Source organism: Pseudomonas sp. SDO5532_S415 (assembly GCF_054071155.1).
Genome location: NZ_JBSVWS010000001.1, coordinates 87,856 through 100,183, shown reverse-complemented (window position 1 = coordinate 100,183; position 12,328 = coordinate 87,856). Strand labels below are relative to the sequence as shown.

General features: G+C 52.4%; 11 protein-coding genes. 1 reads left to right on the top strand and 10 read right to left on the bottom strand.

Annotated features, from left to right (window positions below; all coding sequences use genetic code 11):
- Positions 1 to 20: 20 nt before the first annotated feature.
- The 5 genes from ACW9HW_RS00465 to ACW9HW_RS00445 all read right to left on the bottom strand — a co-directional run bounded on the left by ACW9HW_RS00465 (position 21) and on the right by ACW9HW_RS00445 (position 5,706).
- The gene (locus ACW9HW_RS00465; protein ID WP_457397634.1) at positions 21 to 818 is read right to left on the bottom strand and encodes an ABC transporter permease; all 798 of its coding nucleotides are present in this window, start codon (positions 816 to 818) and stop codon (positions 21 to 23) included.
- Between the two features lie 2 nt (positions 819 to 820).
- A complete protein-coding gene (locus ACW9HW_RS00460) occupies positions 821 to 2,032 on the bottom strand; it encodes an ABC transporter permease (protein WP_457397376.1) in 1,212 nt (403 codons plus the stop codon).
- Positions 2,033 to 2,052: 20 nt separating this feature from the next.
- Positions 2,053 to 3,102 (bottom strand): ABC transporter substrate-binding protein, encoded by a 1,050-nt coding sequence (locus tag ACW9HW_RS00455; protein ID WP_457397374.1) that lies wholly within the window; start codon positions 3,100 to 3,102, stop codon positions 2,053 to 2,055.
- 82 nt (positions 3,103 to 3,184) lie between these two features.
- Positions 3,185 to 4,300, bottom strand: a complete 1,116-nt coding sequence (locus tag ACW9HW_RS00450) for an ABC transporter ATP-binding protein (protein WP_457397373.1) — start codon at positions 4,298 to 4,300, stop codon at positions 3,185 to 3,187.
- A gap of 35 nt (positions 4,301 to 4,335) precedes the next feature.
- Positions 4,336 to 5,706: an aminotransferase gene (locus ACW9HW_RS00445; protein WP_457397371.1), complete on the bottom strand. Its 1,371-nt coding sequence runs from the start codon at positions 5,704 to 5,706 to the stop codon at positions 4,336 to 4,338.
- Between the two features lie 367 nt (positions 5,707 to 6,073).
- Between ACW9HW_RS00445 and ACW9HW_RS00440 the strand changes: the two genes are divergently transcribed.
- Positions 6,074 to 6,850, top strand: a complete 777-nt coding sequence (locus tag ACW9HW_RS00440; RefSeq protein ID WP_457397369.1) for an IclR family transcriptional regulator — start codon at positions 6,074 to 6,076, stop codon at positions 6,848 to 6,850.
- A gap of 263 nt (positions 6,851 to 7,113) precedes the next feature.
- Here ACW9HW_RS00440 and ACW9HW_RS00435 read toward each other — a convergent pair whose 3' ends face one another.
- The 5 genes from ACW9HW_RS00435 to ACW9HW_RS00415 form a co-directional block, all read right to left on the bottom strand.
- A complete protein-coding gene (locus ACW9HW_RS00435) occupies positions 7,114 to 7,395 on the bottom strand; it encodes a hypothetical protein (RefSeq protein WP_457397368.1) in 282 nt (93 codons plus the stop codon).
- A gap of 357 nt (positions 7,396 to 7,752) precedes the next feature.
- The gene (locus ACW9HW_RS00430; protein WP_457397366.1) at positions 7,753 to 9,126 is read right to left on the bottom strand and encodes a beta-propeller fold lactonase family protein; all 1,374 of its coding nucleotides are present in this window, start codon (positions 9,124 to 9,126) and stop codon (positions 7,753 to 7,755) included.
- Between the two features lie 455 nt (positions 9,127 to 9,581).
- Positions 9,582 to 10,259 carry an OmpW/AlkL family protein gene (locus ACW9HW_RS00425; RefSeq protein ID WP_457397365.1) on the bottom strand — a complete coding sequence of 226 codons (678 nt, stop codon included), beginning with the start codon at positions 10,257 to 10,259 and terminating at the stop codon, positions 9,582 to 9,584.
- 235 nt (positions 10,260 to 10,494) lie between these two features.
- Entirely contained in the window at positions 10,495 to 11,088 is a 594-nt protein-coding gene (locus ACW9HW_RS00420) for a hypothetical protein (RefSeq protein WP_457397364.1), read from the bottom strand.
- A 745-nt stretch (positions 11,089 to 11,833) separates the two neighbouring features.
- The gene (locus tag ACW9HW_RS00415) at positions 11,834 to 12,202 is read right to left on the bottom strand and encodes a hypothetical protein (protein WP_457397362.1); all 369 of its coding nucleotides are present in this window, start codon (positions 12,200 to 12,202) and stop codon (positions 11,834 to 11,836) included.
- Positions 12,203 to 12,328 lie beyond the last annotated feature (126 nt).

Sequence of the window (12,328 nt, the reverse complement as noted above, 5' to 3'; positions counted from 1 at the left end):
GCACGAAGATCTGGCCGTTACTAGCGTCGAGTCGCAACACGTGACAACAGCAACAGCAAGGTGGCGAACAGCACCATGATGGTGGCGGCGGACAGCAATACCGGGCTCAAGGCTTCGCGGGCCGTGGTGAACATCTCGCGAGGCAGCGTGCGCTGATCGGGGCCGGCGAGGAACAGCGTCACCACGACCTCATCCAGCGAGGTGGCAAAGGCGAAGAGTCCTCCGGACACCAGGCCTGGCGAGATGAGCGGTAATGTCACTTTGCGCAGGGTTGTCCAGGGCGTGGCGCCCATGCTGGCCGCGGCCCATAACAGACGCTGGTTGAGGCCGCCCAGTGCCGAACCGACATTGACCACCACGAACGGCACCGCCAGGGTGGTGTGCGCCAGAATCAACCCCAGGTAGGTTCGCGTCAGGCCTGCATTGGAAAACACAAAATACATGCCCACGCCGACGATCACCGCCGGCACGATCATGGGTGCGATCAGCAGGACTTCGATGAAGCGTTTACCCGGCATGGCCGGGTGTCGGAGCCCCAGCGCAGCCAGTCCACCCAGGATCACGGCAAGCGCGGTACTCGCCAGCGCCACCGCAAAGCTGTTGAACAGCGCGCTCAGCCATTGCGAGGAGGAGAAGAAGTCCTCATACCAACGCAAAGTAAAGTGCCCCAGCGGCAGCGACATGTAGCGGCTGTCGCTGAACGAGAGCGGCAGTACGATAAGAATAGGCAGCAGCAGAAAGGCCAGTACCAGACAGCCACTCAGTGACACGCCGAAATTACCGGCCCAGGCCATCGGCCCGCGATTGGGATTACGGATCATCACTTCGCTCCTGTACTGCGGCGGGCAAGATGCGCCTGAATGAGGTAGAGCAGGGTGGTCGCGACCAACAGCACCAGGCCCAACGCCGAAGCCAGGCCCCAGTTCAGTGTGCCGGTGGTGAATTGGGCGATGTAGAAACTGATCATTTGATCGGCCGGCCCACCGAGCAATGCGGGTGTGATGTAGAAGCCGAGGGTGACGATGAAGACCATCAATGCACCGGCCGCCAGCCCAGGGAGGACCTGAGGAAGGTAAACCTGGAAAAACACCCGCGGTGGGCGAGCGCCCATCGAGTAGGCCGCCTGTACCAGCAAGCGATTGCAACTGGACATGGCGGCAAGAAGCGGGAAAACCATGAACGGCAGCATCACGTGAACCAAGGCCAGGATCACGCCGAAGCGGTTGTACAACAGGTGCAACGGACTGTTGACCCATCCCAGCTTCAACAGCATTGCGTTGACGATGCCCTGGTCCTGTAACAGCACCATCCAGGCCGTCGTGCGAACCAGAATCGACGTCCAGAACGGCAGCAGAATCAGCAGCAACAGTGCGTTGCGGGTCTTGGGTGTTCGGCGGTCCAGAAACACGCACAGCGGGAAGGCCAGCAGCACACAAACCAGGGTTGTGATGGCGGCGATGCCAAAGGTGCGTCCAAGGATCGAGCGATACAGGCCGGCTTCATCCTTGGCGACCAGGCCCTGTTGGTAGTCGTGTTTCATGTCCACGGCGGACAACAAGTGGTAAGTCCCGACAGGGCCTGAGGCGCGTTTGAAGGTTTGCCAGGTAGCATTTTCCAGCCAGCGTGGGTCGAGCTTTTGCATGCCCGCGCTGCTGCCGTCCAGATTACCGGCCTCGCGTTTGGCCGCCATCAGTAAAGCCCGCAGTTCCGGCGCCTCGTAGGCCAGGCGACGGGCAGCCGCCGCCAGGTCGCGGGGCGATACCGCGTTGAGATCCTGTACCAGCGGTTTGAACAGCTGCTCATCAGGGGCCGACGTGCCATCCCATTGTGCAACGGCACTGGCCGTCGCGGGCATCGCCTGGGGCAGTTCGCTGTCAGCGACCGCGCGCCACAGCAATGTGCCGATCGGACCGACGAAGGTCAGGACAAGAAACACCACCAAGGGAGCCAGCAGGCCGTAGGCGCGCCAGAGGGCGCCGCGATCCTTGCGGGCGACCACCGGTGATGAGGCATTGATTACGATTGCACTCATGTCTTTTTACTCGATTCGGATCACTGGGCCGACCAGGCGGTCCATTTGGCGTTCAGCTCGTCGATACGGTCGACCCAGAACTTGTCGTTGAGCACCAGCACGTTGGCGCTGTTCTGAGGCGCGCTCGGGGAGTCGGCTAGAGCAGCCGGATCAGTTTCGGCGATCCCTTTGACGGACGTGATTCCGGTCGGCTGCAAGCTTGGCCATTTCTTCTGGTTCTCAGCTTTTCCCATGACATCCAGCAGGCCATAGGCTTTGTCGACGTTGGGCGAGTTGGCGAGGATCACCCAGCTGTCCATGGTTTGCAGAGACTGATTCCAGACTAGCCCGAATGGCTTGTGATCCTGATGAATCGCGTTGGTGACCCGACCGTTATAGGACGTAGTCATGCTCACTTCACCTGATGCCAGTAATTGCATCGGCTGGCCACCCGCTTTCCAGAACAGCAGTTGGTTCTTGATCGTGTCGAGCTTCTTGAAAGCACGCTCTACGCCGCCTGAGGTGTTGAGGACTTTGTAGACGTCGGCCGGTGCAACACCGTCGGCCATGAGAGCGATTTCCAGGTTGCCCTTGGGACCCTGGCGCAATGCGCGTTTGCCGGGGAAAGTTTTAGTGTCGAAAAAGTCGCTCCAATCTTTCGGGGCACGACTGGCTTTGCTGGTGTCGTAGCCCAGCACGAAATTGTAGACCGCACTGCCGACACCGCATTCGCTGACCGCACTGGGGATGTAGTTGTCCTTGCCGCCGATGCGTTTGAAGTCCATCGATACGAAAAGCCCTTCACCGCAACCCAGCTGTAAGTCTTCGGCCTCGACTTGAACCACGTCCCAACCACTGTCGGCGCCTTCGGCGTGAGTTCTCAACAACCCGATGCCGCCTTCCCAACTGTCATCGATGATTTTGTTGCCGCTGGCTTGGCTGTACGGTTCGAAGAAGATCTTGCGCTGCACATCCTGATACGCACCGCCCCAAGAGGCCACGGTCAGGTCTCTGGCCTGGGCGGTTCCCTGGAGCAGGGCAAGCCCGCACAAAACGAAGGTGAGACTGCGAACGGAGCATGAATTGAACATGATGTGACTCCCAGACTTTTGATTTAGTTGTGGTCGGCAGTAGTGACGTAACAGATCGAAGCGTTCTTGTTCTTTGCGGCGCTCAGCACAAAACCATTGCTTGAGCGGCGGGCAACGCCAGTCTCACGCTTTCGCCGGGCTGGGGAGGGGCCTGGCCTAGGTTTCCCGGGTTGTAAGTCATCGACAGCTCACAGCCATTGCTCATCACCAAGCGCAGCTTGCAGTGAGCGCCATGAAAGATGCTGTCAACGACATTGGCTTGAATCGAGGCATCTCCTGGAGCTGCCAGTCGTAGGTTCTCTGGGCGAATTGCAAGCGCTGCCGGGTCACCCGCGGCCAGCTCGGAGTCAGAGCAAAATGCCTCATGGACCGTGCCGCCTTCGGTCAGGCGGATTCGTGCGAGGTTGCCCGAGACACTGACCAGAACACCTTCCAGAATATTGGTCTCGCCCAGAAAATTCGCTACGAAGCGCGTGGCAGGCCGGTTGTAAATGGTTTCCGGCCGGTCGATCTGGGCGATTTTGCCTTCATTGAAAACTGCTACGCGATCAGACATGGTCATGGCTTCGTCTTGGTCGTGGGTGACGTAGACAAATGTGATGCCCAACTGTTTGTGGATGGCTTTGAGTTCCAGTTGCATGTGTTCGCGCAAACCCTTGTCGAGGGCGCCCAGCGGTTCGTCCATCAGCAGGATGCGTGGGCGATACACCAGCGCCCGGGCGAGCGCGACACGTTGCTGCTGGCCTCCGGACAACTGGGCCGGGTTGCGATCTTCGAATCCTTCCAGGCGCGCCAGTGCCAGCGCCTCCTTGACCCGAACCTTTGCTTCGGCGGCCGGAACTTTGCGCAGGTTGAGGGGGAAGGCGACGTTCTCGGCCACGCTCATGTGCGGGAAGAGGGCGTAGCTTTGGAAGACCACGCCCATGTCCCGTTTATAAGCCGGCAGTTTGCTGATGTCATGGCCGTCCATGAGGATACGGCCACGATCCGGTGCGTCGAAACCGGCGAGCATCATCAGCGTGGTGGTCTTTCCCGAGCCGCTTGGACCCAGCAGGGACAGAAATTCGCCCTGACGGATGCTCAACTCCAGGTTGTCTACAACCCAACTACGCTCGTCATATGTTTTGTGTACACCTTCGAACCGAACCAATACCGGACTTTGCGTTTCGGGTGCTGCGATGTTGTCGGGTATTGGCATAGGCACTCTGGTCAACGCGCGGCTGGAGTGTGCGGTCATGGTCGGATACTCGCGAGGACTTCGTCGAGCGCCTGAGCCACTGCCTTGAGAATAGTCTGGATCTGATCGGCATCGACGATCAGCGGCGGTGCCATCACCAAGGTGTCACCCAGGGCACGCAACAGAATGCCGTTGCGTTGCAGTACATCGCTGACTTTGCTCGCCACTTTGAGCTCGGCAGGGAAGGGTTCACGCGTCTGTTTGTCGGCGACGAACTCCAGCGCAGCCATCAGGCCGATGCCGCGTGCTTCACCCACAAGGGGGTGATCGGCAAAGGCTTTGACGCCGGCCTGAAAGGCCGGGGCCACCTCAGCCACGTGTTCGACGATATCCATCTCGTCATACATGCGCAGGGTTTCCAACGCTACGGCTGCAGCCACTGGATGCCCTCCATAGGTATAACCGTGACCCAGACCACCCAAGGTGTTGCTCTGATCGGCAATGACCTGATAGACCTGATCACTGAGCAGCAAAGCTGAGATCGGCTGAAACGCTGCGGACAAACCTTTGGCGCAGGTCAGCATGTCGGGCTGGATACCCATGGCATGGCAACCCCAGTAATAACCAGTACGACCGAAGCCGCAGATCACTTCATCGGCCACCATCAGAATGTCGTATTTGCGCAGCACCGCCTGAACCTTGGCGAAATAGCCTGCTGGCGGCAGGATCACGCCACCGGTACCCATTACGGGCTCCGCGAAAAATGCGCCAATGGTTTCGGGACCCGCGTCGAGAATGGCTTGCTCCAATTCTTTGGCGAGACGGGTGGAGAACGCTTCTTCGGTTTCGCCTGGCAAACCTTGGCGATAGAGGTGTGGGCAACGCACATGGATGACATCGGCCAGTGGCTCCCCCCAACCTTTATGCATGTTGGGTAAACCCGTGAGGCTGGCGGCGGCCAGGGTAGTGCCATGGTAGCTGCGGTGACGGGCAATCAGGCGCGTCTTGCCCGGTTTTCCCAGCGCAATGTGGTAGTAGCGAACGAATTTGATCGCGGTATCGATCGCTTCCGATCCTGAACTCTGGAACACCACTTTGCCCAGGCCTGCCGGCGCATGGGCAATCAATTCAGCGGCCAGGTCTGCGGCCGGCCCATGGCTGCGATGCGCAAACGTCTGCTGATAGGGCAGCTTCAACATCTGCGCATACGCCGCTTCAGCCAGGCGCGGCTGGCTGAAGCCCAGCGTTGCACACCACAGGCCTGACATACCCTCGATGTAGCGCTGGCCTTGGTCATCAAATACATAGATGCCCTCGCCACGCTCGATCAGCAAAGGGCCTTGCTGTTCGTGCAGTCGCAGATTGGTCTGCGGGTGGAGATGGTGGGCGATATCTCGCTGGGCCAGGGCCGAATCACGAGCGGTCATGACGTCATCCTCTTAAATCATCAATCAGTCGTATGCGTATGCGGTACGTGGTTTCATTTTTACGACTATTGACGGTGGTCGTCAAATGTTTTGTGTATCGCTAGGAGTAATAGTATTTCTATGAGAGAAAACTCATTCGCGATTTTTTTGATAAATTGAGGGCTTTTACAGAAAAATCAGCTGCTTATGCCGCGGCCAATAACATTTCGAGATGAGAAGCTCAGCGAGGCAAAAATGCGGAGACTAAGGCTTGTTGATGAGTGATGCACAGATGTATCGTTTCGCCTACGCGAACAACGTGCTTATTTGCAGCACAAGCTTCCTTGCTCGATCGAGCTTCGATGAATTGCATTAATGGGGATCAAATATGAGCGACGATGCAGGGAAAGGTGGGGTCAGGTCGGTGCAACTGGCCCTCGATGTGCTTGAACGGGTGGCAAGCGCGGGGGAGGAGGTGGGGGTCAGTGAGCTGGCCGTACAACTGTGCACCACCAAAGGCTCAGTGTTCAGGCACCTGAAAACTCTGGTCGAGCGTGGTTACTTGAGCCAAAACCCGCAGACCTCAAAGTATCGGCTAGGCATCCAGGCCTATGTGCTGGGGCAAGTAGCAGCCAGCGGCATCGACTTGTTGAGTGCTTCCACTGACGCCATTCGAGATCTGCGAGATGAGTTGGGATTGACAGTGGTTTTGTCGGTGCTTCAAGCGCGCCGGCTGATGGTGGTGGAAACGTTGTTGGGGAAATCCACTCTTGAAATTGGCGTGCGTATCGGTACTGAACTGCAGCTGCATTGCAATGCTCAGGGTAAGGTCGCTTTGGCCTTCGCCAAGCAGTTGAGCATGGATCAACTGCCAGGCGAGTTGCCTGCTATCACCGTCAATACTGTGACCGACCATGTCGAGCTGGCGCGCCAGGTCAGCGAAGCCAGGTCTCAAGGCTGGGCGTCTGCGATCGAGGAAGAAACACTGGGAATTTCTGCTATCGCTGCACCAATATTAGGCATCAATGAGGAATTTATCGGTACTGTGGCGCTCGTGGCGACCGTGCAGAGTATTTCTCGTGAGCTGGATCCTGAGCAGGTCCGGGCATTGAAAAAAGCAGCGCTGCGCGCTTCTTGGAACCTTGGATTCAAAGGGGACTTTTAATCGCTGAAGGTTTTGTCAGGAGACCATCCTGGTTTCCTCAGTATTACTAATGTCGAATTTGTGTTCGCGCAAGTCTGATAAAGGATGCAAAAGGTACAAATCCCGTATTTGCCTAGGGGAGGCTGGACCCGAGGCATATTGCTCTACGTGGGGTAGAAGCATTGGGTATTTGGCGTGGAATTGAGGCGAACGTAATTTCCTGTTTTAGAATACATTCTTTCCATTAGTCTACCTCTACTCGCACGCCAAATCAGGAGCTGCGTTTAGTTGCGACCTCCACCCATACTGGAATTGCCGATGCTAGTGATGGCGCGCTGTGTCACGGCAATACATTTGTTAATATCTCCGGCATTTTTTGCTTCTATTGCTTCTTTCTTTGCATTCTCAAGGTTATTTACTACTCCTCCTCCGAGGTTCTGGCCGGCCGTATGTAGGACATCATCAATACTTTGTAGATTGACGTCGCACAAATTGTCAGAAGCTTGAGACTGGATTGAAAATATGGAAATGGCAATCGATATGATCAGAGCGAATTTGTTTTTCATGATTTACTCCGGTAATGAGTATGGGTTACGAAACCAGGTCCAACAGTTTTTTGGAAAATTAGCGGTTTCCGTTTCGCCTTTATTGTATATAGCGTGGCAGGGTGTTAATGCAAGTAGGTAAAAGAGAAATATTAAATTTTATACGCCAAAAAAAGCACGTTTCTAAAATACAAAATTAGTGGCCGGTGCTAGTGAGGGAGGGCATTAAATCAATGATGAGTTTAAATAAAATATTCATCAGGTACTTGATTCCTAATTGTTGGTTTGGCGGGTTAGTAATTGTTAGTCAAATCTTTCGATTACGCTGGCATTCGTAGTTCATACGAATGTCAGCGTTCATCTCGAAAATTTTGAGTTTCAGAGGTCAACCGCAACGACTCCTTGAGCCCTGGAGTTCGAAGGGAATCCGTCTTTTGAAAGGTCGACTGAGGCTGTTGCCTTGATCAAGCCATCCTTTTGGACAGAAAAACTGTGTATGGCGTTACCAGTTTTACCAGTGTTTTCTTCGGTCTGATTGATTCTTTGATTGATGACATAAAGGAAATCCTCATCGGGTGAAAGCGCTATCTCGAATGAAGTGCTTCCTGGCTGTACCAAGCTTCGGTTGTTGATGAACGGCTCACCAGGGATAGGAACATCAACGACTTGAATTTCCATAGGTGACAAGGCGTTTTCGCCTGCAATGTCATAAACAGATATTGTACTTGTAGTCTGCTGTGTATTTAAGCGTGGCAGGTTGTTCACTGTATAAAGTCGCGTCGCTTGTTTGTTGACCAGTACCCAACAGATATCTTGACCGCTATTGTTTACTGCGTTTACAAATTTGAGCCGACCAAAGTGATCGTATGAGAATACACCCAGCTGATTTCTCGTTACGAACCCTGCATATAGTATATTTTGCGATGGATGACTCCAAATGCCTAATGGCATTGAGGGAACGCCTGGCGAACCAATGTATAGATAATTCTCAATCGTCTCCGGTAGTGTGACTACATCAGTAAGCGTAATTTTTCCCTTTTCGTCGACTCTCATGGTCCTAACTTGGCCTTGAACGCTGTTTTTAGGGCCTGCTAAAAAAGACCGATTACCCTCTCCGTCAAAATCCACGTCAACTTGAAATTCATCGGCGAAAAATAAATTCTTTACTGTTTTCGATGCGTGAATTTGCGCGGGCTTCTGGAAGCCAGGCACCTTCAAGCTATCCGCGTACATCAAAGCCCCATTTTGCTGAATTTCAAACGAAGTGTAACTGGCTCCCTCAGGGTCAGATAAGCTCGCTTTTTGATGATAGTCCTCGTTTCGATTAGCAACGACCAAGATGTTTCCTGAAATATTAATGCTGACTGGTGCGATACCCTTTGATGGAAATGGTGAGCCCGGAATTTCGGTTAGGGTGCCATCTTTTCTAATGTTAAATCCGGATATATTATTGCTGTGCGTATTCACTGCATAAAGTAGTTTTTTATCGTTCGTGACGATGATTTGCGAGTCGTTATCCTGCGGTCCAAGTTTTCCGTGAGTGTTATTATTGATTCCTGTGCCATTCGTTTTGTAGAATCTTATGAATTGAAGTGTGCCATCATTCAGTCGTTTGTATTGCGCGACTGCATTTTCATTTTCTTTGATGTTATTCGTTAATGTGTAAAGGAATTTTTTCTCGTTGTCCGCGACAGCAATGCAGCTGATGCAAACAGCCACTGCTGACAGAATGAGTTTAGGTATTACTGTCATTGAAAGACCCTCAGGTAACCGATTTATTGGTGGGGATGAGACTGTCGTTACAGATAACAGTTGCTTGTGAAGTTCGAGCAAAGGTGGTCACACAAGGACGTTAACATTGCCGTTAGCTGATTGCTTTCAAAAATATGCTTTTTTGCAAGGGCGATATATGTAGACCGTGCTTATGAAGAACTTCAATAAACTAGTAAAAATTATTAAAGAGTGGGAATTTATGAATGCCTGTTACTTTCCGGTACGTCGCCAATACACATAGAAACTCCTCATGCGACAGTATCGACTATGCAATTCAAACAGAGCTTCCATATAGGCTAGCTTGACCGTGTCAGCCATCTGAGTCGTATTACCAAGGTCTCTTAAATTGCCTAATGCGCAGCGACCTGCGTGGTAGTGCGGTAAGGAATTGTCCGTGAAGTTCGATCCTTACGTGGATTGGCGCAGAGGTTGGTTTAAAACTTGTACCCCAGGCCGATCATATACACCCAAGGATCGATGTCCACATTAAGCTTCAAGTCTCCGGCGCCGGCCAAATCGACGTGGGCATTAGTGTCAATGTCGATATAACGCAGCTGGCCGTTGACCATCCAATGCTCGTCAAGCATGTAGTCGACACCGATTTGTGCGGCCATTCCCCAAGAGTTATCCAGGTCAAGGTTGCTGTACCCTTTGGCTTCAGCACTGCTTGAAGTGTGAGTGTCATAAAAGGCTGTGTAATTAAGACCTATACCTGCGTACGGTTGGAACGCGTAATTTTTATCCAGCGGGTAGTAGATCAAGCTCAGAGTGGGTGGCAGCTGTTTGATATCACCGAGGTCGCCGTTGAGTCCTGCCAGATTGCCTGACAGGCCATGGACACCTACATCATGGCTAAATGTGGCTGCCAATAATTCGATCCCCAAATGGTCTGTCATCATGTAGGCAAAATTGAGGCCTAGCCGAGTGTCGCTGTCGACCGTTGCTTTGCCACCCAAATTGCCTAGCGAGCTTTTCACGCCGGAACTATCCTCGTTCGGCTCAACGGTGATTGCGCCAGCACGAACGATGATGTCACCAGCTTCATAGGCGTGAGCAAAACCAGGGGCGGCCACCAGCACTAACAATTGACCAATGCGGGTATATTTATTCATGGATAGTTCCTTCTGAGCTGGGATTATTCGGTGACGATTGAATTAGGCGCCAGAGTTGAACAGGGTTGATTAACAAGCAGCTGCTGGTGAATGCGGCGCAAGGTATTTGCGAAGACGCTAGCATCGATTTTAGTAATGTTCTTACAGAAACATGCTTTTCTGTGGGGCGGATGCATGTGCTGCGCTTATGAAAAAATCATAAGCGGATAAAAGAGAATAATTGATAGGTGTGTGCTCATGAAGGGCTGTTGGCGTACCCGTAAAATGAACTCAGCTCTGGTTCTAAAGTGACTGAGCGTTTCTTCGAAATTTGAGTATGCGTGAAGTGCTCAATACTAGCGGCCAGCCATATCGAATAGGTGAGTAGCTCGATACCTTCTTCAACGGTAGTCTTGGCGAGTCTCATGTAACCTTCGCTCAGAACTAAGTGCCAAAAATCACCCATGCCAAATACACGAGAAAATACCAAAATGCTCAGCCCCGTAGTCATGGTCCCAAATACTCGAGTACGAGCGAAGGACGCTAAGGCAATCAGTGTTCCCTGGCGATTTTTTTTGTTGAAGGCAAGAGCAATGGAGACTGTTGCTATGGCTGTGAATGGCCAACACCAGGCGCTATGACTTATCGGGTCTAGTAAGCCATCCAGTTCCCGCATTAACAGGCATGCGAAAAAGCCACCAACCAAAATGCTGAATCCCTTTTTATCTGAGGTGCTTGTGCCTGCAAAAAATAATGCTGCACACAGAAATAGCATTGTCTCTTGAGAAATTTCTACAAAGGACATTTCCAACATATTCGTTTTGAATACAACGATGTCTAACCAAATCATACTTAAGGCTACTCCGGTTAGAGCCAACTTCAAACATGCTTCGATACATGAGGTCTGTAACGTTTTAACATCGGAATTCATTCGTACCCCCGGTTTCCAACCATCAGCCGAGACAATCAGGTGGAAAAAGCCAAAATTTCACGAAATTTTCACATTTCGAGCACGCACCTTAGTGTCGATCCTTAGGGGGTTCTTTCAGAAAATTGCTGTTTATTGAGCGGGGTTCCTTGCTGCCTATCATCCCTTTCCCACTGACTACGTCGTGTTCAGCGCAGATTTGCTCCTATGCGCACCTATCGTGCTGAGCGTCGTTTATTCCAGGATGGACATTTTTAGGGGGGTACGAACAATTGAAGTGCTCACTGAGAGCTGCACCCGCGTTTCATTCTGCGAGCTGGCGAAACGCCGGTTCGGTAACATAAAAGGCCTACCACTCCCCTTTGATGACACCAAGCTATCGAGCTGTTTGGTATGGAGCCGTCGTCGGAGTGGAGAGGCAGGGGTGTGGAGACCCTATGTCGTTTGCTGTAACAGAGGTGTACTGCTGCGGCAGGAGAAAGGGTTTTAACCTGATCTCACACACCCGATGAACTCACAAAGATTGGGACGGACTTGAGTTCGGTGAGCTCAGTATTTAGGCGAGAAAATGGATAGCCAAGATTCTCTTTCCATGCCTTTAGGCCAGCGACTCTTAATGTTCGCAGTACCAGCGTAAGGTCTTTAGTAAAACCCCAGAGTAGGCAGTTTAGGCTTTCGGGGGGACTTTGAGTTTTTTAACGCCACTTATTTCCAAAAGATGAACTGTGTCCCCTGAATCATTCCATACCGCATTATTCAGGCCCCAATAGAAACGATGGAGAGGTTTTTCAGTAGTCGTTGTACCTAGACTATATTTTCCCGATTTGGTGTACAAAGCAATCCGGTCACCTTTCTTAACCAGTTTGGACGGAAAGAAAAAAGTATGCCGAACTTTGTTACTGGCATTCCCTGAAGCATCGTAGGTGTTGTCAACCACGGCGTATTTGCCCAGGTCGCAATCATCAAGAGCGAGTAGCATAAGGTATTCATTGGGGGCGTCGCCTTGCCCTTTTACAGCGCGGATCTCTAATTTCATCGCTTCGTCCTTGGCCTGAGTCGGTTGTTATGAGGGTTGCAGTCGCATGCTAGCCATTTGCCGTTACGGCGTCTAGCGTGAGCTTTTTTCTTCCACCCGAATCAAACGACAATGTCTATTTCGGCG